Genomic DNA, 25,586 nt, shown 5'->3' on the forward strand with positions numbered 1-25,586 from the left:
CCCCGACCCTTGTGGCAGGGCAGGCGCCCCGCCATGACCAGGATCAATTGCCGGCCTTGTTGTGGGCTTATTTTCGCGGGAACGGGCCGCGGTTCAAGCTGAAAAGGACGGGCTTTTTTGGCGGAGGCGCGCCACTGCGGCACGGGCGGTGCGCTCCCTCGCCCCGTTCTTAAGGGGAGAGGGCTGGGGTGAGGGGCTGCATGGGCGAATACGGTGAGAGATTGAGTTCGCGGAGAGACCCCTCACCCGGAATTGCTGACGCAAATTCCGGCCTCTCCCCGCAGGCGGGGAGAGGCGAAGAAGAGCCTCTCAGCTGTCCATCGCATTCAGCTTCTGCAAGCGATCCTGCATGACCTTCTTCAGGTCATAACCGGGACGACGGAAGCTCGCATCGCGCGTGGCCAGGAAATCGCGCTGGGACTTGCGCAGACTGCTCGCAGAGCGCTTGCCCGCCGATTTCAATACACGCTCGAAGGCCTCGGCGATCTGGCGATCGAGCACGCCGAGCTGCGGATCGGCACAGATCACTTTTTCGACTTCGCGCTTTGCAGTGGCGCAATCGAACGACGGGTCGCTCGGGGCGGCGTTCAGCACACGGGCCGGCTCGCCGCCGAATTTCGCGATTTCGGCGATCATCGCGCGGCGGCCGTTGAGCGCGTTTTCATTGGCGGGATCGAGCCGCAACGTCGCCTCGTAGTCGGCCAGCGCCTTCTTGCGCTCGCCCATCTTCTTGTAGAGCACGGCGCGGTTGTTGTAGGTCTTGGCGAAATTCGGATCGAGTTTCAGTGCGTCGTTGTAGTCCGACAGCGCAGCACCGAGTTCGCCTTTGAGCTGGTAAGAATCGCCGCGGTTGGTCAGGAAGTTCACCCGCTGCTCAAGGCGGATCGCCTGATCGTAATCGGCGATCGCCTTGTCGTACTCCTTCATGGCGGCGTAGGTGAGACCGCGATTGTCGAAATATTCCGGCACCTTCGGATCGAGCCGGATCGCCTCGCTGTCGTCCGCGATCGCCTTGTCGAACTCGCCGAGCTTCTTGTAGGCGGCGCCGCGAGTGGTGTAACTGCGCGGCCGGTTCGGATCGAGGCGCAGCGCCTCGCTGAGGTCGGCCACGGCCTTGGCGTAGTCGCCACGCAGATAGAAGGTCGCGCCGCGGTCGGACCAGGCCTGGGCGAAATCCGCCTTCAGCTTGATGGCCTGGTCGTAATCTGCAATGGCGCGGTCGAAGCGATGCTGGTTGGTGTAGACGACGCCGCGCAGCTGGTATGCTTCCGCATTCTGCGGATCGAGCTCGATCGCCCTGGTCAGGTCCGCCGCGGCGCGATTGAGGTCGCCGCCGGCCGTGCGCAAGAGGTCGCCGCGCACACGCCAGGCATGGGCGTTCTTGCCGTCGAGCGCGATGGCGCGGTCGAGATCGCGCAGCGCTTGCGACAGGCCACCGGAGGTCCGCGCATTGGCTTCGGCGCGAGCGACGAGCGCCAAGGAGCGCTCCGATACCGGGTTTGCCGTCTGGTCGATGATGGCGCTGCACGCGGAGATCAGTTCTGCGGGAGCAGCCTTGCTGTCCGGCACGCAATCAGCTCCGGCAACGGCCGGAGCGATGAAGGAAAGGCTCATCGCCGCGCCGAGGAAAATGGCGCGAAGAGAGATTTTGGCAGGCGAAAGCGCTTGCGCGGGGGCTCGAGTGCCGCACATGACATAGGGCTCCGTGACGTCGGGTTCTCACCATTGTCGCGGCTCGCAGGGAATGGGTTCAAACCGGACCTGAGAGGGGTGCGAGCTCTCCCTCGCCTCCCCCGCGCAGGGCAATCGCATTTGCACCTTCACCAGAGGTCGTCATGCCCGGGCTTGTCCCGGGCATCCACGTTCTTTGTGCTGCGTGGCAAGGCGTGGATGGCCGGGCCAAGCCCGGCTATGACGATGTGGAGACTATCGTGCCCAAAGGTGGACTGCTCATATGCGATTGCCCTGCCGCTCGCGGGGAGAGGCAAGGACTCAATACCCGTCCACGCCGTTCAGTCGCTGCAGGCGCTTCTGCATCGCCTTCTTCAGGTCGTAGCCCGGCCGCCCGAATTCTGCATTGCGGCGGGCGATGAACGCATCCTGCTCGCGCTGGAGCGCTTTCGCCTCGTCCGGATTGCGCGCCTCCCCGACCGCGCGGGCGTTGGCGGCAAAGACTTCGCGATCGAGGTCGGCGAGCCCGCGATTGGCGCAGATCGCCCGTTCCACCGCGCGACGCGCACGCGCGCAACTGAAGCTCGGCTTGCCGGTGAGCGCCATCTGCGCGCCGATTCGTTCGAGCTCGCGCGCCATCGCCTTGTGGTTGGCCTTGGCCTTTTCGTGGTTCGGATCGATCCTGAGCGCGGCGCCGAAATCCTGCACCGCCTTCGGCTTGTCACCCTTCCTCAGCCAGAGCTCGCCGCGCGCGTTGAAGATGTCGGCGAGGCCGGGATCGAGCGAAAGCGCGCGGCTGTCGTCGGCGATGGCGCGGTCGATCTGGTCGTGCCGTGCATGGAGCGCACCGCGCGCGATCAGCGCCTTGATCCGGTCCGCCTTCGCCGTCTTCTCGTTGTCGATCACGGCGGCGCAGGCCGCAGCCGCCTTGTCCACGTCGTCGGCCGCAGCCGCCGCGAGGCAAGACTCGAGATCGACCTGCACCACCGCAACCGGCTCGCCGCCGGTCGCAGCATCGGCGGGCGCGAGCGAGAGAGCGTAGATTAGCCCGGCGCCCAACAAGGGGATGAGAAAACGCATGCTCGTTTGCAGTCGAAAGTCCTGGTTGCGGTCTTTGCCTTGAGCTCTTGGCCCGAGCTCTCGGCTCGAGCTCTTGGCTTAGACTCTTGGCTTAGACTCTTGCCTTGAAGCCGTACTATCCATCATAGGGCCGGATTGGTGCTAGCTTGTGGCACCGCTCAGATCGGCTTCGGGGATCATCGTGTCGACATTCGAATGGATCATCGCGCTGCTGCTCGGCGCCGTTGCCTTATCGGCGCTGGCGCGTCGGATCAAGGTGCCCTACCCGACCTTTCTCGCCATCGGCGGCGCGCTGATCGCCTTCGTGCCGTCGAGCCCGACCTGGACGCTCGAGCCGGACCTGGCCTTGGCGCTTTTTGTCGCACCGGTCCTGCTCGACGCCGCCTTCGACACCTCGCTGCGCGACCTGCGCAACAACTGGGTTCCGGTCTCGACCCTGGTCGTCGCCGCGGTCGGCCTGACCACGGCCGCCGTGGCCTTCGTCGCGCACCTGCTGATACCTGACATGCCCTGGGCCGCCGCGGTCGCGCTCGGCGCCATCGTGGCACCGCCCGATGCGGCCGCCGCCGTTGCGATCCTGAGCCAGGTCAAGCTGCCCCATCGCATGGTCAAGGTGCTGGAGGGCGAGAGCCTGCTCAACGACGCCAGCGCGCTGCTGATCTACCGCATTGCCGTCGGCGCGGTCGCCACCGAGCATCTGACCTGGAGCCAGGTCGCGCCGACCATGGCGCTGGCTCTGGTCGGCAGCGTCGTCGCGGGCCTTGCCGCAGCCCGCCTGATCTCGCCCATCATGGAGCGCATAACGGAGGCGCCGAGCGCGATCATCGTTCAGTTCGCCACCACCTTCATGGTCTGGATCGCCGCCGAGCATCTCGGCCTCTCCGGCATCCTCACCATCGTCGTCTACGCCATCACCCTGGCGCGCACCGCGCCGGCGCGCATGCCGGCGCGGCTGCGGGTGCCGTCCTATGCGGTGTGGGAGACGACAGTGTTCGTGCTCAACGTGCTCGCCTTCATGCTGATCGGCATGCAGATGCGGCCGATCTGGACGCGTCTGGATGCGGAGGTCCGCTGGGAATATTGCGTGGCCGCCGCCTGGATCCTGCTCACTGTGGTCCTCGTGCGCCTGTTCTGGGTGACGTTCTACCGCGCCACGCTGCGCGCCCTGGTCGCGCACGGGATCTACCATCCGAAGGATCCGAAGCAGGTCGCCTCGGCAAAGGGCGGGCTCATCATCTCCTGGTGCGGCATGCGCGGCCTCGTCACGCTCGCCACCGCCTTTGCCCTCCCCGAGAGCTTCCCCTATCGCGACTTCATCGTCTTCATCGCCTTCGCGGTGGTGCTGGGATCGCTGGTGATCCAGGGCCTGACGCTGCGGCCGCTGATCCTCGCCTTCAACCTCGAGGATGACGATCCGGTCGGGATCGAGGTCGCCCGCGGACGCGCGGCCGCCTATCGCGCCGCGCTTGAAGCGATCGAGAGCGATCCGTCGGAGGAGGCGGAAATCCTGCGGCTCGAATATCGCGCCATCCTGATGCAGGCCGAGACCGATCCGAACGGCGGCATCAGCAACGGCGAATTGCCCGCCGATCCCCTGCGCCGCCGCGCCATCGAGGCCGCACGCAAGGCGATCTTCGATCTGCGCGCCACCGAGGTGATCGGCGACGACGCGTTTCACCGGCTCGAGGAGGAGCTCGATCGCGCAGAATTGAGCGCGGGCGGTTAACCTCCGCTGTCGTCCCGGAACTGCGCTTATGCTTGTCCGGGACGCAGGCGAGTTTGGTGCGCTCGACAACGTGCGCCTGGTCACAAACGGCGTCCCGGAGTTTGAACCGGACCCCGCCTCCGCAGACACACTCCTGATGACGACCCTGATCGACGACCGTCGTGTACGCGCGCGTGATGCGGCGCCTGCACGATATTTTTATCTCCACATGGCGCTGGCCTGCGCGGCCACCGCCTTTCTCGGCTTCGCACCGACCTATTGGGTGCCGCTCGCTCACCGGACCTTCTCCGCAAGCCCGGTGATCCATTTCCACGGATTGCTGTTCTTCACCTGGTCGCTGTATTTCGTGATCCAGACCTGGCTCGCGGCCTCGGGCCGCTTGGTCAACCATCGCTCGTTCGGCATTGTCGGCGTCTCGCTTGCGACCGCGATGGTCATTTTTGGCTTCTTCGCGTCCGTCACGTCGATGAAGAACGCCGCAGCGCTCGGGCAGGCCGATGCAGGCATCGCCTTCTCGATCGTGCCGCTCAGCGGCATCGCATTCTTTGCCGTGGTGTTCGTGCTCGCCATCATGAACACGCGCAGGCTCGAAATTCACAAGCGCCTGATGCTGCTTGCCGCCGTCTCGATCCTCGACGCCGCGATCGCGCGCTGGTTCCTGACTTTCCTCGCACCATCAGGACCACCCGGCCCGCCACCTGTGCCCGTGACGATCGCGCCCGCCGTCGTCGCCTCCCTTCTGCTCGTCGTCGCCATGGTGCGCGACTGGCGCACCGAAGGGCGCGTGCATCCGGTGTACATCTACGGCACGCTCGCGCTGCTGGCGGTGAAGGTGCTGAACTGGCCGGTCAGCGAGACGGCGGCCTGGCACGCATTTGCCGGCGGGATTTTGGCGCTGGCGCGGTAGCTCTCGGCGTCGTCCCGGACAAGCGGAGCGCAATCCGGGACGACGACGGAGACTGGAAGCTACGCCCCCGCCTTGCAGGTAATTCCGCCGTCGACCACGAGCTCGATCCCCGTCACGTATTTCGACTCGTCCGAGGCGAGGAACAGCGCGGCGTTGGCGACGTCGAAGGCATCGCCCATGTGGCCCATCGGCACCTGCGCGTCGCGCGCGCGCCACATCGCCTCGACATCGCCCTTGGCGTAGCTGGCGGCGAGGCCGGCGGAGTGCTCGACCATCGGCGTCTTCATCAGGCCGGGAAGGATCGCGTTGACCCGGACATGATGGCGCGCGAATTCGATCGCGGTGGTGCGCGTCATCTGGTTCATCGCCGCTTTCGAGGTGCCGTAGGTGACGTAGGAGATCCCCATATGGCGGATCGACGCGATCGATGAGATGTTGATGATCGAGCCGCCGCCCTGTTTCACCATAACAGGGATCACGTGCTTCATAGCGAGATAGGCGCTCTTGAGATTGACGCTGAAGACGCGATCCCAGCTGTCCTCGCTCACCTCGACCACGCTGCCCATCTCGGCGATGCCGACATTGTTGTCGAGCACGTCGATGCGGCCATAGGCCTTCAGGCACGCCGCGACCATCGCCTCGATCTCGCTGGCGCGCGACACGTCGGCCGTGAACGCCGTCGCCTTGCCACCCTCGCCGGCGATGATCCTGGCGGTCTCCTCGGCCGCGACACCATTACGATCGACGCAAAACACCTGCGCGCCCTCGCGCGCAAACGTCACCGCGGTCGCCTTGCCGTTGCCCCAGCCGGGTCCGATCGAGCCGGCCCCCACCACCATCGCAACCTTGCCCTTGAGCCGATCCATCGTGATCTCCCTTATTTCTCTTGTTGTTCGCAGATGCTCATTTTGGTCACGTTAGCACCAATGGGATGCCCGACAATCTCCGACAATGTCCGGCACGTCCCGCCATGGCACAGCCGCCATTCTCCGGCCGCGCCGGAATTGCCGAGCACCAATTCCGGCATCGGCGCACGCTGCGGCCGCCATCGAAACCAGCCGTCGACCAGCCGCGCCTCCGGCGGCGGCTCCATGCCGGGGCCGGTGCCCTTGACCCGGGCCTGCACCAGCTCGAGGCCTGATGGCGTGAGGCGCCAGTCTTCCTGCCATTCGACCTTGGCGATCGAATGGGTCCAGACTAGCGCGAAGGCGGACAGCGCCAGCGCCTTCACACCTGCTGCCGTTGCGAAGCAGAGGCTCACGCCGCCTCGACCGTTACAGGCGGACGCTGCCGCCATTGCCACAGCACGAGCGCGGCGGCGAGCACGAAGCCCGCGGTATCGCTGAACGGAAATTCGCCGAGCAGGCAGAGTGCGGCGCCGAGCGCGATCAGGCGCTCGATCACCGTCAGCCGTGTGAACAGGAAGCCGATCGCGACCATGCCGAACAGGCCGATCGCCACCAGCGCCTTGAAGCTTGCCAGCGCCACCGCGCCGTAGAAGCCGAGCTTGACCGCCATGGGATCGCCGGGCTGCAGCATCAGGGCCGGCGAATAGACGAAGATGAAGGGAATGACGTAGCCGGCGAGCGCGATGCGCATCGCCTCCCAGCCGATCTTGTCCGGGTTCTCCTTGGCGATCGGCGCCGCGGCGAGCGCGGCGAGCGCCACCGGCGGCGAGAGGTCGGCCATGATGCCGTAATAGAATGCGAACATGTGGCTCGCAATCAGGGGCACGCCGAGCTTGGCCAGCGCCGGCGCGGCAAGTGCGGCGGTGATGATGTAGGTCGGGATGGTCGGGATGCCGGTGCCGAGCAGGATCGACAGCAGCATGGTCATGATCAGCGCCAGGAACAGGCTCTTCTCGCCGAGACTGATCACCCAGCCGCCGAAGATGGTGCCGACGCCGGTCTGCGACATCATGCCGATGATGACGCCGACGATGGCGCAGGCCATGCCGACGGTGATGGCGGATTTCGCACTCTCGGCCAGCGCATCGCGGCAGGCGCGCAACGCTGCAAAGCCGCCGCGCACGAACGCGGTGATCACGATCAGCCCGACCACGACGGTCGCGACCGGCACGATCTGGAGGCCGTCGCGCGACAATGCCGCGACGACGAGCGCGAGCCCGACCCAGAAGATGGTGCGGATCACGTTCGAGGAGGCGCCCGTCGTGATGGCGGTGCCGAGGATCAGCGTCACCGTCAGCGCAAGGCCCATGCTGCCGGCGTAGAGCGGGGTAAAACCCTCGAACAGCATGTAAACCAGCGCGGCGAGCGGCAGCACGAGGTACCAGCGCGTCATCAGCGCCTTCCAGGCGCTCGGGATCTCCGAACGCTTCATGCCGACGAGGCCGTGCTTGCCGGCCTCCAGATGCACCATCCAGAACGCGGAGGCGAAATAGAGGATCGCAGGGATAGCCGCCGCCTTGACGATCTCCGAATATTGCACGCCGAGCGTCTCGGCCATGATGAAGGCGACCGCGCCCATCACCGGCGGCATGATCTGGCCGCCCATCGAGGCCGTCGCCTCGACGCCCGCCGCGAAGGCGCGGCGGTATCCGAACCTGATCATCAAGGGAATCGTGAACTGGCCGACGGTGACGACGTTGGCGACGCCCGAGCCGGAGATGGTGCCCATCATGCCCGAGGCGAACACCGCGACCTTGGCAGGTCCGCCGCGGGTCCTGCCAAACAGCCCAAGAGAAACGTCGGTGAACAGCTGGATCATGCCGGCGCGCTCCAGGAACGAGCCGAACAGGATGAACAGGAAGATGTAAGTCGCCGAGACATAGATCGGCACTCCGTAAAAGCCTTCGGTGCCGAACGACAGATGCGTGACGATCTGGTCGAAATCATAGCCGCGATGGTTCAGCGGCGACGGCAAATACTGCCCGAAGAACCAATAGAGCAGACAGGCGCCGCACATCAGCGGCAGCGCCGCGCCCATCAGCCGCCGCGTACCCTCGAAGATCAATACCGCGAGCAGCGTGCCGACCACGAGATCGAGCCGGGTCGGATCGCCGTCGCGCGCGATCAGGTCGGCATAGAAGATCCACTGGTACAGGCCGCAGAAGAAGCCGGCGGCACCGATCGCCCAGCCAAGCGCACGGCCAAAGTTGCTCTTCGCGGTGAAGTTGGCGATCAGGCCGAAGGTGAGCAGGAGCAGGAATCCGACATGGACGCCGCGCACCACCTGGCTCGGCAGATAGTTGAAGGCGGCGACGTAGAGCTGGAAGGTCGCAAACGCGATGCCGATCCAGTAGGCGAGCCGGCCCCACCAGGCGGGGCCGAAGCCTTCCGGAAATCCATGCTCGAAATTGTCGAATTCGACTTTGATTGGGGCCTCGGTGGCCTCTGCCTGCGACATCGATATTCCCCGCGCCCCTGATGGGGCGTTCCTACAGCATTCGCGCTGCACCCTGAATACGTCATGCCCGGGCTTGACCCGGGCATCCATCGAATGACGACTCTTTGAAGATGGATGGCCGGGTCAAGCCCGGCCATGACACCTGTACTACTTGATCAACCCCTTTTCCTTGTAATAGCGGATCGCGCCGGGGTGCAGCGGAACCGGGCTGCCGGTGGCGGCGGTCTCGAGCTTGATCTCCTTGCCGGCCGCGTGCGCATTGACGAGCTCGGGCAGCGATTCATAGACCAGCTTGGTCATCTGATAAGCGAGATCGTCCGACACGGCGGAGCTGGTCACGAGATAATTGATCACGGCCGCGGTCGGCACGTCCTTGTCCTGGCCGGTATAGGTGTTGGCCGGAATGGTCGCCGCGACGAAAGGCGGGCCGATCTTGTCGACCGTCTCCTTCGGCACCGACACAACCGTGATCGGGCTGGAGGTCGACAGGTCTTTCAGCGAGGCGACGCCGAGCCCGGCCGATTGCAGCGTGGCGTTGAGCTGCCGGTTCTTCATGAGATCGACGGATTCGGCAAAGGGCAGATATTCCACCTTGCCGAGATCCTTGTAGCTCATGCCGGCAGCGGCCAGGATCGCGCGGGAGTTCAGCTCGGTGCCGGACTTCGGGGCGCCGACCGACAGGCTCTTGCCCTTGAGGTCGGCGAGCGTCTTGATTCCGCTGTCGGCGGTCGCAACGATCTGGATGTAGTTCGGATAGATCGCGCCGATGGTCCTGAGCTTGTCGAGCTTGGTCTTGAAGCCCGCCTCCTCCTCGCCGTCCCAGGCCGCCTTCAGCGAGTCGCCCAGCGTGAACGCCAGCTCGCCGCGGCCCTGCTGCAGCAGAATCAGGTTCTCGACCGATGCCTTGGTCGCCTGCACCTGCGTCTTCACGTTCGGAATCTTGTCGCCGTAGATCTTTCCGATCGCGACCCCGAGCGGATAATAGACGCCCGAGGTTCCGCCGGTCAGCACGTTGATGAAGGATTGCGCCTGCGCGCAAGGTGCCGACGCCGCCAGAGCCAGAGCCGCGGCCGCGGCGAAAATCGTCCGTTTCATGGTTGTTGTTCTCCCCAAACCGGCGGCGAAATTGGCCGGATGAGGGATGCGGGTCAACCCATCCAAAGGATAAAGCTGGGCTGCAGTAAACGGCCGATCGGCTGGACTTTTCGGGAACCTGCTGCGGCGAGGTGGCGCAGTGGGACGATCGCATCGGTGTGGACAGGGGCACAGACAGCCTCACAGCGTCATGGCCGGGCTTGTCCCGGCCATCCACGCCTCTCCACGCCGCACGGAGAACGTGGATGCCCGGGACAAGCCCGGGCATGACGACCTCTGCCAAATGTTCAAATGCGATCGCCCTCCCTGCAAGCGATCGAGCGGTCCCTCACTGGAACGTCATATCCAGGCATTTGGAGATGTCGGAGCCGAGGCCGGACGAGATGGTGATGCAGCCGCGCACCTTCTGCGCGGTAACGTCGGCGGCCCAGACCGAATAGCCACCGGGGCCGAAGAACGAATTGGTGTTCGGCGGCTCGGTCTCGGTGGCGTCGAAATCATACTTGCCGTCGGTCTCGAAAATGCGCGGCTTCTTGGTGCAGCCGCCGTCGGTCTGGACGTTGATGACTTCCTTGTTGTCGCGGGTCAGCGCCAGAGAGACCTGGCAGCGGAAATATTCCGAGGTCTTGGTGTTGAAGAGATAGGTGTAGGACTTGCAGGTCGCCGTGTTCAGCTTGCCCGGGGCAAGGCCGCGGCTGCACGAAATCCGCTGGTTGTGGCTGAGCCGGTAGTCGTCGGCTTGGGCGACCGGTGCCAGCGCGGTGAGCAGCAGCGCGGCAGCCGAACATGCTTTAACGACAAGGTTCATTCGAATCACCCCCACAGTATTTTTGTCGAGTTGCGTTCTAGACGGAAAGCGGAACATAGTCGCGAGGGGACGAAGGGAAAATCACAAACTGCGGGGCAAGACGTGATGCGCTGCGGCGCTTTCGCAAATTGACCAGGACGCATCGTTCGTGATTTGTTCAAGCCTGGAATGTCCCGACTTGGGAGGATGGGGATGACGGCATTTTCAATCAAGACATTTGCAATCGCGGCTGCGCTCGGCGCATTGGCAGCGCCCGCATTGGCGCAGACCGCAGCGACGCCCTGGGAGCTGAAGTCCGACACGGGCTATGCCTACGACAAGGACGGCAAGACCTATTCCTACAAGATGGGCACCAGCAATGCCGGCGAGCTCCTGAAGGGCGCCAAGAAGGTGCCGAAGGGCACGCTATTCTTCATCGGCCACAACGGCCAGCTGTACATGCGCACCGGCCCGTATCTGGAGGGTGACGGCAAGTTCAAGTTCGGGCCGGATCAGTAAGCGGCGAAGGGCGGGCGGCTGCCCCGCCACTTACTCGGTGTCATCGTCCGCGAAGGCGGACGATCCAGTATTCCAGAGCCTTTGTGATTGAATCGAGGGGCCACGGCGTACTGGATGCCCCGGTCAAGCAAGGTCAAGCCGGGGCATGACAGCGGAAGATGCGAGCGAGCCCTCTCAAAACGCCCCTGCCAGCTCCCTTGCGCCGGGCTTGCCACTGTTCACGTCCATGCGCTCGTCGGTCACGGCCAGCAGCTTCGCCACCGTGTTGTGGCGGATCGCAACCGGGTTGCGCTCGTAGCCGCCGCGCTGGAAGAAATTCGAGGTCGGCACCTGCTCGCGCATCGCCTGCGGCATCGTCACCATGTCGAGGCCGGTGCCGTCGCCGGTCAGGTTCATCATCTCGAGCTCGGCCGCCGACAGCGGGCGGGTGAAGCCCTTGGCGCGGGCGAACAGCACCGACGTCAGCAGCTTGTGGGTCTGCAGCATCGGGCCGATGTCGATGTCGAGCACCATGGCATGCATGGCCCAGCCCTGCGCCGTGGCGCCCATCTTCTCATGCTCCGACCAGGTATCGGGCACCGATTTCGCATGCGCCACCATCTTCTTGAGCACCGCAAGCTTGTGCTCGAGCGCATGCCGCGCCGGTCCTGATGTCCGCGCCACCTTCTCGGACAGCGCACGAATCAATTCATGGCCCTGCTCGGCGAGCAGCTCGACGCTGTTGGTGGTGAGCAGCTGGTTGTAGCCCATCGCGGTCGAGATCGCGCGCTTGCCGCCATGCTCGATGCCCGCCTGCACGTCGTAAGTGCCGGTGCCGCCGGTCTCGAACGAATAAACCCGTACCGCCTGCTCGCGCGTCAAGCCATGGGCCAGCGCGTAGCGCGCATAGGCGCGCTTGAACTCGAGCTCGCTGGACGGGCGCTGCGGCGTGAACTGGTAGAGTTCCTGCGCGGAACGTAGCAGATCCGCGACCACCGGGATCGGCTTCCTGGGCGGCCGGTCCGGCGTTTCCTCCGGCTCCGGATTCACCGGCTTCTTCGGCCCGGCATAGAGCGGCGGATGCTCCAGCACGTAGTCATCCAGCGTGATCTGCTGTCCGTTCCGCCGCTTGGCGTTGCGGGTCTTCCGCTTCTCGGAGATCTGGCTCCAATAGGCGCCGGCCTCGGCATCGAAGGCAGCGCGCGCGGCCTGATATTCCGCGAGCTTGCGGCGATATTCGAGCACGGCCGGCGAAGCCCCCGCGCCTTGCGCGAAAAACTGCGACAGCAGCTGGGCGTTGGCGTTGCGAACGGCGGGCGGCAGCGCGTCGGCCTCGCCGCCGCGCGCCGCGGGCGAGATCAGGACGAGCGCGAGCGGAACCAGCGCCAATTTGTTTCGAATCGAACGATGCATGCTGCCTTCTTAGCAGGCATCCGGTAACCGTCACGTTAACGCGCCGTTTACCATCACCTCCAGGCGAATACCGGCTGTTCCAGGTCGGTGACGCGGGTGTGCCGCCCCGCCAGCACCTCGCGGAACTGGTAGATCAGCGCTGCGGTCGGGGCGTGGATCAGGCTCATCTGGTGATGGAAGCGGATCACGCGGCGGCGGCTCTCGGGAATCGCGACGAAGTCGAAAGCGTCCTCGCGCTCGATCGTGGCGAGCGCGATGCGATGGACGGAGGCGACCTCGTCGGGGTTCGGCCTGATCGCGGTGCTGTCGGCGGCCCAGACCACGATCGGGGTGATCAGATAGCCGGAGCGGGTCGGATAGTCGTCGAGCGTACCGAGCACGTCCGCAGTCGTAAGACGAAGGCCAAGCTCCTCGTCGAGCTCGCGCAGCGCCGCTTCGACCGGCGTTTCGCCGTGATCGCAGCGGCCGCCCGGCAACGCCCATTGACCGCCATGCGCGCGCAGATGCGAGGCGCGCAGCGTGAGCAGCAGCGCCGTTTCGTCGCCCTGGCCTGCTGCGGTCAGCGCGACCGCGACCGCGGCACGCTTCAATGCCTCCGGCGCCGCGTCCTCCGGCAAGCGCGCAAAGGCCGTGCAGGCAGCCGCGATATTCCGCCGTGTGGCATCGTCGAACGGTCTCATGATGCTTGACTACACCACGTCCCGCCTCGATGAAACGAGAACACAAGCACAGGAATGGACGAGATGACCAACAAGACCGCCGCGCGGTTGAAATCGGAGGGCTGGAGCATCCTGGAGACCACCGGTTTCCTGCACCTGATCGGCCCCCTGTGGGAGCGCAAGGTCGACGGCCATTACGAGTTCGCGCTCGCGACCGAGGACAAGCATCACAACCGCCGCGGCATGGTCCAGGGCGGCGTGATGATGACGTTCGCCGATCGCACCTGCGGCATGACGGCCCGCTACGTCTCCGGCAAGGAGTACCTGGCGACGGTGCAGCTCGACACGCATTTCGTGGAAGCGGGCAAGATTGGCGACATCCTGATCTCCCGCCCGCGCGTGGTGCGCTCGACCCGCAGCTTGATCTTCATGAGCACCGAGCTGACGGTGGACGACCGCTGCATCGTGATGGCGAATGGCGTGTTCAAGATTTTGAAGGGGCCGGGGTAGCGGGCGGCGCGAGGCCCGCGCTGCTGCGCCACCCCCACGCTGTCATTCTCCGCGAAGGCGGGGAATCCAGTACGCCGCGGCCTCTCCGCTCAATCACTAGCGTCTCCGAGTACTGGATCGCCCGCCTTCGCGGGCGAAGACATCGAGTATGGGCATGAGCGCTCCCACATCGTCATTGCGAGCGCAGCGAAGCAATCCAGCATCTCTCCGCGGATGCATTTCTGGATTGCTTCGCTGCGCTCGCAATGACGGAGCCGGATGGCTATGCTGCGCCCCAACGAAAGTATCGAGGACCCGCCAATGCAATACCGCCAGCTCGGCCGCAGCGGCCTCAAGGTCTCGCCGATTTGCCTGGGCACAATGATGTTCGGCGGGCCAACGGATGAATCCACATCAAAGCGGATCATCGACAAGGCCCACGACGCCGGCATCAACTTCATCGACACGGCCGACGCCTATTCGAAGGGCGCATCCGAGGAGGTCGTCGGCCGCGCCATCGCCGATAACCGCCACGCCTGGGTGCTCGCCACGAAGCTCGCCAACCCCATGGGCGACGATCCCAATCGCGTCGGCCTGTCGCGGCGCTGGGTGTTGCAGGCGGCGGACGAGAGCTTGATGCGGCTCGGCACCGATCACATCGACATCTACTATCTGCACAAGGAAGACCATGCCACGCCGCTGGAAGAGACGGTGCGCGCGATGGGCGATTTGATCCGCGCCGGCAAGGTGCGCTATTTCGGCGTCTCCAACTACCGCGCCTGGCGCGTCACCGAGATCTGCAACATCTGCGACCGGCTCGGCATCGACCGGCCCGCGGTGACCCAGCCCTATTACAACGCCATGAACCGCATGCCGGAGGTCGAGCATTTTCCGGCCTGCACCTATTACGGCCTCGGCATCGTGCCCTACAGCCCGCTGGCGCGCGGCGTGCTCACCGGCAAGTACAAACCCGATGCAGCTCCCGACAAGGAGACGCGCGCCGGCCGCAACGACACCCGCATGATGCAGACGGAATGGCGGCCGGAATCGCTCCAGCTCGCGCAGGAGATCAAGGCGCACGCCGAGAGATGCGGCATCACCGCCGGGCAGTTCGCCGTCGGCTGGGTGCTCAACTCCGCCTTCGTCTCGTCGGTGATCGCCGGTCCCCGCACCGAGGAGCAATGGGACGGCTACATCAGCGCGCTCGACTATCGTTTCACCGCCGACGACGAGGCGCTGATCGACCGCCTGGTGGCGCCGGGCCATCCCTCAACGCCGGGCTATAACGACCCGGCCTATCCGATCGAAGGCCGCCGCGCACGGACGGCGTGAGGACGGGGGACCGCGATGGCCTTCGAAGACCGCTACGGCCTGCCGATCTCCACCTCATCGCACGAGGCGGCAAGCGCCTATCGCGACGGCGTCGACCTCATGCTGGCGGGCTGGACCGGCACGGCGGAGATGCTGGAGCGCGCGATCACCGTTGACCCGGATTTCGCGCTTGCCCACATCGCCCGCGGCCGCGTGCATGCCTTCTACCAGCAGGGCGATCTCGCGCGGCAGAAGGCGGCACGCGCGCGCGAGCTCGTCGAAAGGCGCGGCAGCGAGCGCGAGCGCTCGCACGTCGAGACGCTGGCGCTCGCGATCGAGGGCCGGTTGCCGGAGGCGATCGGATCGATGCTGAAGCACATCGAGGCATGGCCCCGCGACGCCGTGGTGCTGTCACTGCCGCTCGGCGCGTTCGGCCTGTTCGCCTTCTCCGGCATGGCCGATCACGACCGCGCCCGGCATGAGCTATGCGAGCGCGTCGCGCCACATTACGGCGAGGACTGGTGGTTTCTCACCATGTCCGGCTGGGCGATGACGGAGAATGCCGACGTCGCGCGCGGCCGCGCCGTCACCGAGCGCGGCTTCGATCTGCGCCGGGAAAATGCCCATGCCGCGCACGCTGTGCTGCATGCGATGTTCGAGGATGGATCGATCGAGGACGCCGATCGTCTCGTCGATGACTGGCTCCCGGCTTATGACCGCGCCGGCATCCTCCACGGCCATATAAGCTGGCACCAGGCGCTCGGCGCGCTCGAGCATGGCGATGCGGCGCGGGCGCTCGCGATCTATGCCGACGTGCTTCAGCCATCAGCCACGCAGGCGCCGCCGCTCAACGCCATCACCGACAGCGCCTCGCTGCTGTGGCGCCTGTCGATGTACGGCCATGCGGTGCCGAAGGCGCTGTGGCAGGACGCCGACGCCGCCGCGCAAAAACTGTTTCCGAAATCGAGCCTGTCCTTTGCGGACGTCCACATGGCGCTGTTCGCGGCCGCGACGCAGGATCGCGAGGCGCTTGCCGCCCGCCTCGCCGCAATCGAGCAGCGGCTCGCCGACGGCAAGCTGCCGGCCGGCCCGGTGGTGCCGGCGATCTTCCGGGCGCTCGCGGCTTTCGCCGACGAGGATTACCGGACTTGCGCGCAGATGCTCGCGCCAATGCTCGGTGAGGTCGTGCGCATCGGCGGCAGCCACGCCCAGCGAGAGCTGATCGAGGACACCTATATCGTCGCGCTGATGCGGAGCGGCGAGCTGCCCCGCGCCCGCGCCGTGCTGGACGCCCGCCTCCACCGCCGCCCCTCCTTGCGCGACCGGCGCTGGCAGGCCGCGATGGGCTAGCTCCGCCACGAAAAAAACACCGCCCTGATGGCATGTGCCCGCCGGGACGGATCGGGCGGTTTGAAGAATCGCCGTCGGGGTGGACGCGGTGGTATTCCAGTCGGGACTTGCAGCACAAACGCGATCGCAACCAATTTGCGGTTCGATGGTTATGGTGCGGAACTGTTCCGCCGCCACGGCCCCCTGGCACATGAGCCCATTGATGCGCCTTCGCCGACTGGTCCTCGCCGCGTTGCTCGTGGTCGCGGCAAGCCCTTGTTTTGCCGAGACTTCCAAGCCCATTCCGGTCACCAATCCGCCGGCGCAGCCGAACGCTTTCATCGATCTCCTGGCGCTGATGTCGGGCCACTGCAAGACGTTCAGGGTCGCAGGCCGCACCTTGCCGTGCAAGACCGTGGCCTATGCCCACGGCGACACCGGCCGGGTCAATTTCGCGGTCGCGGTCGACGATCCCTCCGATGACAGTCATGTGGTGTCGTTCTCCGGCGAGAACGGCAAGCGCGCCGACGACAATTCCTACGAGCTGCCGATCGACCGCATGCTCCTCAACTCCAAGAACCGCCCCAAGGTCGATGGCCTGCCGGTGCCGGCCGAGCAGACCTCGACCGGGGTCTGCCGCCAGACCGGCAACTTCGCCGCCAGGAAGGTGAACGACGTGACCTGCTCGGCGACCGACAGCGAGGGCCGCAAATACGAGCTGCTGTTCGTCTCCGACGGCACCCCGGTCAGCGTGCGCCGCATCCGCCAGTCGGCGCCGTCGATCCAGGATCCGTTCAAGTAAGTCCGCCGTTACGCGAATGCCTTCTCCAGCGTCGCGAAGATCACGGCGAGCGACTTGTCGTGCCGCGTCACTGGCGGCACCGGGCGATCGATCTTCAAGAGCTGATAGACCGCCATCTGAGCCGCACGCACCGAATATTCGACGGTGAACACGACGTCGTCGGGGATTTCGACGAACTGGCTGACGAAGGCGAGGTTGACGGAATTCTTGGGCACCGGCAGCGGCCGGTCGGCCAGGTTGCGCGGCATGAACATGCTGGTGATGTAGGGCATGCGGCAGGGAATGCAGATCGCCTCCTCGAACAATACGGGATCGAAGTTGAGGTGGCCGCAGAGCTCCTTCAGGATCTCGGCGCCGCCACAATCGGACATCGGCTTTGCCACGAAATTGCCGACGCGATCGGGATGCAGCGCATAGCCCCAGAACACCTGGACGTTGTTCGGCTGCCCCGCGAAATGCGGCTGGTGATAGAGCACGACCGACATCAGCCAGTTGGAGTCCTTGAACGTGACCAGCCCGCCTGTCCCCGCTCTGTTGCCGGAGAATGCTTCCATCCGGTCGAAGAAGCGTGGATCGCGGCAGGTGACGGTGAAGGACAGCCAATAGGATTCCGGGATCGAATCGTTGAACGCCGACGGATTGCCGAATTCGGGACGGCCTTGCGCGATCGTCTCCCACAGCGCCCAGCCCTGACTGTCGGCCTTGGTCAGGGGCGGCGGCGGCTCGGTCATCGAGCCCAGGCTCGAGGCATCGGTCATCGAGCCGTTCTGGAAGAAGACGATGTCGTCGTCTTCGAGCCGGACGTTGGCGGTGCGGCTGTCGCGGTCGAGCGTGAGCTGGCGCACGCGCAAGCGCCCGCCGTCGGCCTCGAACGCCATGTCGACGACGCGCGTGCCGCGCATGAACTGCACGCCCTGGCGCTTGAGCCAGTCCGCGAGCGGCCGCACGATCGCGTCATATTGATTGTAGACGGTGCGCTTGACGCCAGCGAGCGTCTCGATGCGCGGAAACTCGTTCATGAAGCGATGCAGATAGCGCTTCAGCTCGACTGCGCTGTGCCAGGGCTGGAAGGCGAAGGTGGTCTGCCACATGTACCAGAAATTCGATTCGAAGAATCCGGGCGACAGCCAGTCGGTGATGCGGCTGTTGCCGAGCGTCTCCTCCGAAGCCTCGGTGAGCCGCAGCAGCTCGAGCCGGTCGCGGGCGGAGAAGCCCATATGCGAGACATCGACCTTGAAGCGGTTGCGGTCGACCAGACGCGCCCTCGAATGCGCCGGATTCTCCACGTTGAACGCCACCGTCTCGTCGCGCACGCTGAGGCCGGGATGCTCGAGCGAGGGAATGCTGGAGAGCAGGTCCCAGGTGCATTCGTAATGGTCGGTGGTGAGCATCCGCCCGCCGCGGAGCGAATAGGCGCCATTCGGAAGCTGTGCGCCGTCGAGGCTGCCGCCGAGCAGCGGCTGCGCCTCGTAGATCACGATGTCGCGCCCGGGCAGCTGCGCATCGCGAACGAGGAACGCCGCGCCCGCGAGCGATCCGATGCCGCCGCCGATGAAATACGCCTTCATGACCTGCCTCGATTCTTCATTCCAATGTCGCGGCGACATTGCATCGGGCGGCAGCGGCTAAGGTTGCGCTGGATCAAGCGCGGCCTGCATGCAGATCACGTTGGGTTGAGCGATACGCGCTGCAGCGCTTCTTGCGCTGCTGCGCTGCGTCCGAAGCACGCGTCGAAAGGCCACGCCCGTTCATGCGACGATAGAGCGCGCGGCCTTCGCTCGTTCACGAACGTTAACGTGTGTTCATCAGGGAACTGAAAATCTGCGTCGTTTCGACGCCCGCACTGGCAGGAACGCGCGGGGTGCTCATGTGTTGTCACGCGACCTTCAACTGGAGTGATGACATGAAGTATCTCATTGCCGCGATCGCCCTCGGTGCTGCGGCGTTGGCCGGCGGATCGGCGAGCGCGGCCGGCAGCGCAAGTGCCAAGCAGACCGCGCAGGAAAGCCAGACCACCGACATCAGCGCGCACCGCAGGCATTACCGCCACCATCATCATTGGCGGCATCATCACGGCTATTACCGGCCCTATTACAGAAGCTACGGCTACTATCCGCGCCACCACGGCTATTACGGCGGCGGACCGTACGGCTATTACGGCGGAGGCCCCGGCGTGACGTTCAGCTTCGGCGGCGGCCGCTGGTAAGACACGACGAGAGGCCCGCATCGGATGCGGGCCTCTTTTGTTATTGTCCCCGCAGGATCATGCCGGCTGCCTCCAGGCCACTCGCCAGTGCCGCCTCGACCGTGCCCATGTCGCGGCCGCGATAGAGCGCTTCTCCGGAAAACAGCACCAAGCCGTCGCCACGCGCGAGGATCGCCTGCGCCTCCCGCGTCCGCGGCGTCGCCCACGAATAGGCGCCGCGCGCGAAGCGATCATGCGCCCAATTGGTCGCGGCAGACGCCACCAGCTCGCGCGCGACGTGATGGCGCGGCAGGCCGAAGATCGCGGCGAGCGAGCCGAGCCCGGCATCGATCAAGGCTTGCGAATCGAGGCTTGCCAGCTCCGCCGTGCGCGGACCGCCGAACCAGCCCGTCAGCACGGGATGCTGCTCCGGGTAGCGCGTCCACCAGACCGGGATCGCCACGTCCGAGAGCAGGAAGGTCATGTCGGAGAGGTCTTCCTTGCGCTCGCGCCACCATGGCCGCGCGAAGCGCAGCAGGATCTTGATGACGTTGCCGAATCCGATGTCGTCGGCAGTCGCCAGCTTGGCGCGCGCCTCCGCTGGCAGCGCGATCTCGCGCAGCAACGGCAGCGGCACGGTGAGGATCACGCGGTCGCAGGCGTGCACGTCGCCCTCGGCGCAGCGGACGATCACCGCGCTGCCTTCCTCCGCGATGGCCGACACGACACAGCCGAAGCGGATGGCGACTCCGTGCCTGCGGCAGTCGGCCGCCATCACGTCGATCATCGCGCCGTAGCCGCCATCGATGCGCGCCTGCGGAGCATGCCCGCCGTCCATCCATTCCGCACGCAGCGCCAGCGTGGAGGCGCGTTCGGGATCGGCCGCGTCATAACCTTCGACCATCCGCTCGATCGAATGGCGCATCGGCGCGTAGCCGTCGCCTGGAAAATGCCGGCGCAGGAAGTCGGCGACGGTGAGATCGTCCTTCAAGTCGCCCAGCTTGGCCTGAAGCTCCGCCTCATGGGGATCGTCGCGCTCGCGCGTGAGCTTCGCCCCGTCGAAGTGCCACTGCTCGCCCTCGATCTCACGAAGCGACAGGCCGGCCTCGCGCAGCAATGCGCGCGTGACCGGCGCCTCGCCATGAACGAACTCGGCGCCGCCATCGGCCGCATAGCCGAATTCCGAGGCCGGCAGCGGATGAATGCGGCCGCCGCAGCGCTGGCGCGCCTCCAGGATCGTCACCTTGCGGCCGGCACGCGCCAGCTCGCGCGCCGCCATCAAGCCGGCCGCGCCGGCGCCGACGATGACGATGTGCTCGGATGTGTCGGACATGGCCGCGCCTTACCGGCTCACGGTTCAGGCCGCGGGTCCACCGCCTGCGGCGCGACCGTGCACGATCGCCGCCAGCGGATTGAGCTTGGGCGGCGCTACCAGCTGGAGCGTGTTGGTGTCGCGGTGATTGAACGGCGCGCCGCGCACGAACAACTCGGTCTGGATCAGATAGGTCCACCTGCCATCGTCGTTGAAGGTGATGTCGCAGCGGTAAGCATCGGTGCGGAAGGCCTGCTCCAGAAAATCGGTCGAGCAGATCCCGTAGGCGGTGTCGCCGCGCTTGGCGGTGACCGAGATCGTCTTGTCGTCAGGCCCGGCCTTGCCCGAGGCCAGCAGCACCTGACCGCGCGGGATCGCCAGGGTCTGCATGATCAGCCCGGTCGCGGGCTCCCACAGCCAGTAGCCGACCTGGTCGTGAAAGGTGATGTCTTCCTCGGGCGTGTTGATGTGGATGTGGTAGCGCAGCCCGTACAGCAGCTGCGGCCCGTTGGCCTGCGGATCGATCGGATCCATGCGGATGTGCTCGATGAAGGTCCGCCGCTCCGGCCCCTCCGCCTTCGGATTGATGTCGATCCCCTTGTCGGCCTGCCAGGTGCCGGCAAGCCGCCGCAGCGGGCCGAGATTGGCCAAGCTGTCGGGCGAGACGTCCTCGGGTTCGGTGAAGATGTCGGCGGGAATGGGGAGCATGGCGGCCTCGCGGGGTTGCAGAGACCAGCCATAGCACGGGCAGACGGCGGCCTGAATTCAACTGTTACCGCCGCGACCGCTTCAAGCCGCTTCCGACACCGATCTCGCGCGCTGCTCGAGCACGCCGATCGTCGCGACCAGATTGTCGCGCCGCGCGCGAAGGTTGGCCGCGAGCAGCGGGTAGGTCGGCTGAACCGGGTCGAACACCCCGGCGCGCGCCTCCTCCTCGAGAATGTCGGTATTGATCAGCCGAACGCGCCACCATAAATCGGCGATCAACGCGTCGAGCCGGAGTTCGTCAGCAGCACCAGAACGGGACACTTCCTGCATCACTTGCCTCAACCTGAAACGGCCTCTCCGCCGAGGCCTGACCTTGGGTCGTGACCGAGCAAGGGGAGTGCCAGGACGGGCGGGCGCGCGGGCGCAGGCTTCCGAACCGACAATTGAGCAGCTCACAGTGATCTGGCGCCGGTTCCCGCCCGTTCTCAGCCAGAGAGGTCGCTTGTCGAGGCGCTATGATCGCTGCTATCCGGGCTTTAGACGTGCCAATCCGGGCTGAGGCTGGCTTGACCCGGCGGTTTGCGGCGCGGCGTTCGATTGGTGCGAGCAAAGGGCCGAAGGCAAAGGTGGACTGGGCTGATTTGATCGGACGTGTCGCCTCTCACCATGACCGGGAGGCCTTCAAGCGGCTATTCGAGCATTTCGCGCCCCGTATCAAGGGCTTGATGCAGAAGGCCGGTTGCAGCCCCGACGAGGCGGAAGAGATCGCGCAGAACGCGATGTTCGCCGTGTGGCGGAAAGCAGGCCTGTTCGATCCCGCCACAGCGGGAGCGGCGGCCTGGATCTTCACGATCGCGCGCAATCTGCGCATCGATTCGCTCCGCCGCAGAGCACGGACAGACCGCCTCGAAGCCGTCTCCGAGCTGCCTGATGCACCGGATCCGGCCGAGCCGGCGGACGCCGCCATTTCCCGCGGCCAGGACGCTGCCCGCATCGAGGCCGCCCTCAAGCAACTCTCGGCAGAGCAGATCATGGTGGTCAGGCTGTCGTTCATCGAGGAGAGGGCGCATCCTGAAATCGCGAGCCTGCTTGGTATTCCGCTCGGAACGGTGAAATCGCGGATCAGACTGGCGATGAACCGGTTGAGAGACATCTTGGACGAAGACACATGACGATCAGCCACCATCCGCCTGAAGATCTTCTGGCCGATTTCGCCGTCGGCAAGCTGGAAGAGGCCCATCAGCTGGTCGTCGGTGTGCATGTGGCCGGATGCCCCCGGTGCGCCCGCTTCGTGCGCGCCATCGAGCAGCTTGCCGGCGCGGCGCTGGAGGAGGTCGAGCCGGTGGCGACCGCGCCGGATGCGTTCGACCGCGTCATGTCGCGAATTGAGAATTCTCCCGCAGATATAACGACACCTCCCCTCGCCTCCGTCACCGACCACGATGATGTTCCGCCGGCCCTGCGAAAATACCGCATCGGCAAGCGCCGGCGCGTCGCGCCCGGCCTGAGCATGCGGCCGATCGAGCTTTCCGGTTCGGGCAAGGCGCGCGCCTTCCTGCTTAGGTCTGCGCCCGGCTCGCGCATGCTCGAACACACGCACACCGGCACCGAGCTCACTCTGGTGCTCGAGGGCAGCTTCAGCCACGAGGGCGGTCGGTTTGGTCCCGGTGATTTCGATTACGGCGACGACGAGGTCGATCACCGTCCGATCGTCGGCGACGAAGGCCCATGCCTCTGCCTGGTCGCAATGACCGGCGACCTGCGCATGAACGGCCTCCTTGGCCGGCTGATCGGGCCGTTCGTGCGGCTTTGATTCTCTCTCCGTCCTCTCCTTCGGAGTGATCCGCGCCTGCGCCCGAAGCGTTCTGAAGGAAACGCAAGGGAGACAGGACATGGCCTGTTCAGGCCTGGCAGATCAGGCGCGGAGCGAGAGGTTACCCGAACTGCTGGCACGCGTTTCATCAGGTGAGATGCGAGCCTTCGCGGAGTTTCATGCGCTGACACGAGCCAGGTTGCGCAGGATCGTGCTGGCCGTCGGCGCCGCGCCTGACGACGCCGACGACATCCTCCAGGAAAGCTTTCTCAAGATCTGGCGCAACGCTGCGCGGTATGATTCCAGGCGGGCCCCGGCGCTTGCGTGGATGTCCGCGATTGTCCGCAATACCGCAATCGACCATTTGCGGATCCGAAGACAGCCGACTTACGAACTGGACGAGGCGCTCCTGATTACATCGACGTCCGGTGCCTCGACCGCCGAGGATTTCGATTACGCCCGCGCAGAACCGATTGCACGCGCAGTCCTGGCACGGCTTCCGGAAGATCGCCGCAGGCTCGTGGCTCTGGCTTACCTCGAAGGCGAGAGCCGCGAGAGCTTGTCGCAACGTTTCGGTGTGCCGGTTGGCACTGTCAAGACCTGGCTGCACCGGACCATCGTGGCGGTCCGCAAGGATTGCCTCGCGGCATCGGCCGCGGCCTGAAGCGGAGAACTACAGCATGGCCGCGGAGATCATCGAATTCCCAGAGCGCGGGAGCGAGGACCGGCTTGTCGCTTCGGCCGCGCGGCTCGAAGCCGTCGTCAGAGAGGTCGAGCGGGTTGCGGCCGACGATCCCAAAGCTGGCCTCGATGCACTGCTTGCTGCGATGGAACGCATGGGCCATCAGCTGGTCGATCTCGCATGCCTCTTGCTCGACGAAGAGACAAAGGCGCAGGCTCAGATTGCGTTCATATCGTTGGCCGAAAAGATCGCGGAAACCAGAGATGCCTTCGACCGCCTCGGGAAGCGAGGCTCGACCTGACACCGCATTCAGCGGCGCATGGTCAGTGGGCAAGCCTCTGGGCCACGAGAAATCCGATTAAGGAGCTGACACCGGCAAGCAGGGATCCCCAGCAAACGTCCGCAAGCGTTAATCCAGTCGACCAATTCCGCAAGGTCGCCTGATTGGTGAGGTCATAGGTTGCATAGGTGAAGCAGCCGAGCAGCAGGCCGGACGTGAAAGCGCGCAGCGCGCCTCCGTCGTGCTGCGCCGGCAGCACCGCGAACCAGATCAGACCTATCGGATACAGCAAATAGAAAACGGCGGCGGCCACCAGGTTGGGTTCGGCCCGCAACATGTCGCCCATCACCGGCCGGTAAAGCCGCTCGAGCATGATCCTGAGCCAGATCATGTCGATTGCAACGAAGGTCACGGCCACGGAAAGATAGGTGAAGAGAAGATTCATGGCCCGGGTCCCCGTGCAATTGCCTCGCGCCGATTGTCGCGCCGGCCAGCAGATAACGCGCGAGGCGCTATTCCAGATCACGTCCCACGCCCTGGCTTCGGCAGCCATGGGAAAAATGCGTTGGTCCTGGCCTGATACTGCCGATACAGGTCGCCGCGCGACTGCAGCATCTGCTCCTCGAGCGGCGGTATCCCGGTCACATGCACGAGGATCCAATACATGATCGCCGGCGCCGCCAGGCTGGCCCAGCCCCAGGCGTATCCGGGCGCGAGCGCGATGACGGGGTAGGTCAGCCATCCCAGCCATTCGAAGAAATAATTCGGATGACGCGACCAGCGCCAAAGCCCGACATCGCAGACCTTCCCCTTGCTCGACGCGTCGTGTTTGAAGCGCCGCAGCTGCCGGTCTGCCAAGGCCTCGCCGGCGACGGCAACCAGGATGATGACCACCCCGATATGATCCTGCAGCCGCAGTCCCGGCCCCGGCGCGTGGGCTGCGAGGAACACGGCGAACGGCAGCGGCAGCGAGACCAGCGCCTGGGATTGCAGGAACAAGAACATTCGGCGCGGGGCATCCGCTCCCCATTCGCGCGCATATTTTGCGTATCTGGGATCGTCGATGCCGGCCAAGGATCGACGCGCGATGTGCGTCCCCAGCCGCAACGACCAAAGCAGCACCAGCCCTGCAACGAGCGCTTGGCGAGCCGGCAGGGAGCCGTCAAGCGGCCACAAGGCAGCGGCAGCGCCGATGAGACCGGTCGCGTAGGACCATGTCGTATCGACCCATCCGGAATTGCCGGTACGCTGCTGGACGACCCAGGCCAGTCCCATCAAGACACAGAAGGCCAGCGCAATGAAGCCGATCGCCTGAACGTGCACGAGAACCATGCTTTTACCCATGTTGACCCTGCCCTCCATACGTCCGCAGCGGTAGCCGGTTTCGTACCGCAAGAAGGGGCGCACCGGGCGATGTGATCCGCGCCGTCTTGCCGAACGTTTCTCACGAAACTGATTGTTTCAACGGCCGTA

At 65.4% G+C, this 25,586-nt stretch carries 27 protein-coding genes; 12 read left to right on the forward strand and 15 right to left on the reverse strand.

The features are described from left to right. Nucleotides 1-309: 309 nt before the first annotated feature. Together BDOA9_RS02320 and BDOA9_RS02325 are read right to left on the reverse strand one after the other, a co-directional pair. Entirely contained in the window at nucleotides 310-1,692 is a 1,383-nt protein-coding gene (locus BDOA9_RS02320; protein ID WP_025032339.1) for a tetratricopeptide repeat protein, read from the reverse strand. Nucleotides 1,693-1,992: 300 nt separating this feature from the next. Then, nucleotides 1,993-2,751, reverse strand: a complete 759-nt coding sequence (locus tag BDOA9_RS02325; protein ID WP_025032340.1) for a tetratricopeptide repeat protein — start codon at nucleotides 2,749-2,751, stop codon at nucleotides 1,993-1,995. A gap of 148 nt (nucleotides 2,752-2,899) precedes the next feature. Here BDOA9_RS02325 and BDOA9_RS02330 point away from each other — a divergent pair, with 148 nt between their 5' ends. Both BDOA9_RS02330 and BDOA9_RS02335 read left to right on the forward strand, forming a co-directional pair. Continuing rightward, nucleotides 2,900-4,477: a cation:proton antiporter gene (locus BDOA9_RS02330; RefSeq protein WP_152033092.1), complete on the forward strand. Its 1,578-nt coding sequence runs from the start codon at nucleotides 2,900-2,902 to the stop codon at nucleotides 4,475-4,477. 136 nt (nucleotides 4,478-4,613) lie between these two features. Continuing rightward, the gene (locus BDOA9_RS02335; RefSeq protein WP_025032342.1) at nucleotides 4,614-5,384 is read left to right on the forward strand and encodes a hypothetical protein; all 771 of its coding nucleotides are present in this window, start codon (nucleotides 4,614-4,616) and stop codon (nucleotides 5,382-5,384) included. Between the two features lie 59 nt (nucleotides 5,385-5,443). On the opposite strand, the gene BDOA9_RS02340 is transcribed toward BDOA9_RS02335, so the two are convergent. From BDOA9_RS02340 to BDOA9_RS02360, 5 genes are all read right to left on the reverse strand, one after another. After that, the gene (locus BDOA9_RS02340) at nucleotides 5,444-6,250 is read right to left on the reverse strand and encodes an SDR family NAD(P)-dependent oxidoreductase (RefSeq protein ID WP_025032343.1); all 807 of its coding nucleotides are present in this window, start codon (nucleotides 6,248-6,250) and stop codon (nucleotides 5,444-5,446) included. Nucleotides 6,251-6,261: 11 nt separating this feature from the next. Beyond that, nucleotides 6,262-6,681, reverse strand: a complete 420-nt coding sequence (locus BDOA9_RS02345) for a DUF1850 domain-containing protein (protein ID WP_042335428.1) — start codon at nucleotides 6,679-6,681, stop codon at nucleotides 6,262-6,264. Further along, a complete protein-coding gene (locus BDOA9_RS02350) occupies nucleotides 6,642-8,750 on the reverse strand; it encodes a TRAP transporter permease (protein ID WP_025032345.1) in 2,109 nt (702 codons plus the stop codon). Before BDOA9_RS02350 ends, BDOA9_RS02345 begins: the two co-directional genes overlap by 40 nt. 147 nt (nucleotides 8,751-8,897) lie before the next feature. Beyond that, a complete protein-coding gene (locus BDOA9_RS02355) occupies nucleotides 8,898-9,845 on the reverse strand; it encodes a TAXI family TRAP transporter solute-binding subunit (protein ID WP_025032346.1) in 948 nt (315 codons plus the stop codon). 328 nt (nucleotides 9,846-10,173) lie between these two features. Then, complete coding sequence (locus tag BDOA9_RS02360) at nucleotides 10,174-10,653, reverse strand: hypothetical protein (RefSeq protein ID WP_025032347.1); 480 nt, start codon at nucleotides 10,651-10,653, stop codon at nucleotides 10,174-10,176. A 192-nt stretch (nucleotides 10,654-10,845) separates the two neighbouring features. Between BDOA9_RS02360 and BDOA9_RS02365 the strand changes: the two genes are divergently transcribed. Then, nucleotides 10,846-11,151 carry a hypothetical protein gene (locus BDOA9_RS02365; RefSeq protein WP_025032348.1) on the forward strand — a complete coding sequence of 102 codons (306 nt, stop codon included), beginning with the start codon at nucleotides 10,846-10,848 and terminating at the stop codon, nucleotides 11,149-11,151. A 174-nt stretch (nucleotides 11,152-11,325) separates the two neighbouring features. Here BDOA9_RS02365 and BDOA9_RS02370 read toward each other — a convergent pair whose 3' ends face one another. Beyond that, on the reverse strand, nucleotides 11,326-12,543 hold the full coding sequence (locus BDOA9_RS02370) for a hypothetical protein (protein WP_025032349.1): 1,218 nt from the start codon (nucleotides 12,541-12,543) through the stop codon (nucleotides 11,326-11,328). A 53-nt stretch (nucleotides 12,544-12,596) separates the two neighbouring features. Then, nucleotides 12,597-13,223 (reverse strand): NUDIX hydrolase, encoded by a 627-nt coding sequence (locus tag BDOA9_RS02375; RefSeq protein ID WP_042335430.1) that lies wholly within the window; start codon nucleotides 13,221-13,223, stop codon nucleotides 12,597-12,599. A 63-nt stretch (nucleotides 13,224-13,286) separates the two neighbouring features. Between BDOA9_RS02375 and BDOA9_RS02380 the strand changes: the two genes are divergently transcribed. From BDOA9_RS02380 to BDOA9_RS02395, 4 genes are all read left to right on the forward strand, one after another. Continuing rightward, a complete protein-coding gene (locus tag BDOA9_RS02380) occupies nucleotides 13,287-13,712 on the forward strand; it encodes a PaaI family thioesterase (RefSeq protein ID WP_025032351.1) in 426 nt (141 codons plus the stop codon). 300 nt (nucleotides 13,713-14,012) lie between these two features. Continuing rightward, nucleotides 14,013-15,023 (forward strand): aldo/keto reductase, encoded by a 1,011-nt coding sequence (locus BDOA9_RS02385; RefSeq protein ID WP_025032352.1) that lies wholly within the window; start codon nucleotides 14,013-14,015, stop codon nucleotides 15,021-15,023. 15 nt (nucleotides 15,024-15,038) lie between these two features. Beyond that, nucleotides 15,039-16,352 (forward strand): tetratricopeptide repeat protein, encoded by a 1,314-nt coding sequence (locus BDOA9_RS02390; protein WP_025032353.1) that lies wholly within the window; start codon nucleotides 15,039-15,041, stop codon nucleotides 16,350-16,352. 202 nt (nucleotides 16,353-16,554) lie between these two features. Then, entirely contained in the window at nucleotides 16,555-17,133 is a 579-nt protein-coding gene (locus tag BDOA9_RS02395; protein ID WP_025032354.1) for a hypothetical protein, read from the forward strand. A gap of 8 nt (nucleotides 17,134-17,141) precedes the next feature. On the opposite strand, the gene BDOA9_RS02400 is transcribed toward BDOA9_RS02395, so the two are convergent. Then, a complete protein-coding gene (locus BDOA9_RS02400) occupies nucleotides 17,142-18,740 on the reverse strand; it encodes an oleate hydratase (protein WP_082847774.1) in 1,599 nt (532 codons plus the stop codon). 296 nt (nucleotides 18,741-19,036) lie between these two features. On the opposite strand from BDOA9_RS02400, the gene BDOA9_RS02405 reads away from it, so the two are divergent. Continuing rightward, nucleotides 19,037-19,339 carry a hypothetical protein gene (locus BDOA9_RS02405; protein WP_025032356.1) on the forward strand — a complete coding sequence of 101 codons (303 nt, stop codon included), beginning with the start codon at nucleotides 19,037-19,039 and terminating at the stop codon, nucleotides 19,337-19,339. A gap of 40 nt (nucleotides 19,340-19,379) precedes the next feature. Here BDOA9_RS02405 and BDOA9_RS02410 read toward each other — a convergent pair whose 3' ends face one another. The 3 genes from BDOA9_RS02410 to BDOA9_RS02420 all read right to left on the reverse strand — a co-directional run bounded on the left by BDOA9_RS02410 (nucleotide 19,380) and on the right by BDOA9_RS02420 (nucleotide 21,668). Next, entirely contained in the window at nucleotides 19,380-20,651 is a 1,272-nt protein-coding gene (locus BDOA9_RS02410) for a flavin monoamine oxidase family protein (protein WP_025032357.1), read from the reverse strand. 24 nt (nucleotides 20,652-20,675) lie between these two features. After that, nucleotides 20,676-21,338 (reverse strand): FABP family protein, encoded by a 663-nt coding sequence (locus BDOA9_RS02415; RefSeq protein ID WP_025032358.1) that lies wholly within the window; start codon nucleotides 21,336-21,338, stop codon nucleotides 20,676-20,678. An 81-nt stretch (nucleotides 21,339-21,419) separates the two neighbouring features. Then, nucleotides 21,420-21,668 carry a hypothetical protein gene (locus tag BDOA9_RS02420; RefSeq protein ID WP_025032359.1) on the reverse strand — a complete coding sequence of 83 codons (249 nt, stop codon included), beginning with the start codon at nucleotides 21,666-21,668 and terminating at the stop codon, nucleotides 21,420-21,422. Between the two features lie 296 nt (nucleotides 21,669-21,964). Between BDOA9_RS02420 and BDOA9_RS02425 the strand changes: the two genes are divergently transcribed. From BDOA9_RS02425 to BDOA9_RS02440, 4 genes are all read left to right on the forward strand, one after another. Next, nucleotides 21,965-22,510 (forward strand): sigma-70 family RNA polymerase sigma factor, encoded by a 546-nt coding sequence (locus BDOA9_RS02425; RefSeq protein WP_025032360.1) that lies wholly within the window; start codon nucleotides 21,965-21,967, stop codon nucleotides 22,508-22,510. Then, a complete protein-coding gene (locus BDOA9_RS02430; protein ID WP_025032361.1) occupies nucleotides 22,507-23,151 on the forward strand; it encodes a ChrR family anti-sigma-E factor in 645 nt (214 codons plus the stop codon). The genes BDOA9_RS02425 and BDOA9_RS02430 overlap by 4 nt, the downstream gene beginning before the upstream one ends. Nucleotides 23,152-23,230: 79 nt before the next feature. Continuing rightward, the gene (locus tag BDOA9_RS02435; RefSeq protein ID WP_025032362.1) at nucleotides 23,231-23,815 is read left to right on the forward strand and encodes an RNA polymerase sigma factor; all 585 of its coding nucleotides are present in this window, start codon (nucleotides 23,231-23,233) and stop codon (nucleotides 23,813-23,815) included. Between the two features lie 16 nt (nucleotides 23,816-23,831). After that, entirely contained in the window at nucleotides 23,832-24,134 is a 303-nt protein-coding gene (locus tag BDOA9_RS02440; protein ID WP_025032363.1) for a hypothetical protein, read from the forward strand. Between the two features lie 22 nt (nucleotides 24,135-24,156). Here BDOA9_RS02440 and BDOA9_RS02445 read toward each other — a convergent pair whose 3' ends face one another. Both BDOA9_RS02445 and BDOA9_RS02450 read right to left on the reverse strand, forming a co-directional pair. After that, nucleotides 24,157-24,558, reverse strand: a complete 402-nt coding sequence (locus tag BDOA9_RS02445; RefSeq protein ID WP_025032364.1) for a DUF2177 family protein — start codon at nucleotides 24,556-24,558, stop codon at nucleotides 24,157-24,159. Between the two features lie 77 nt (nucleotides 24,559-24,635). After that, complete coding sequence (locus BDOA9_RS02450; protein ID WP_244521448.1) at nucleotides 24,636-25,457, reverse strand: DUF1295 domain-containing protein; 822 nt, start codon at nucleotides 25,455-25,457, stop codon at nucleotides 24,636-24,638. Nucleotides 25,458-25,586 lie beyond the last annotated feature (129 nt).

The sequence above is a fragment of the Bradyrhizobium sp. DOA9 genome, assembly GCF_000617845.2.
Lineage (GTDB): Bacteria > Pseudomonadota > Alphaproteobacteria > Rhizobiales > Xanthobacteraceae > Bradyrhizobium.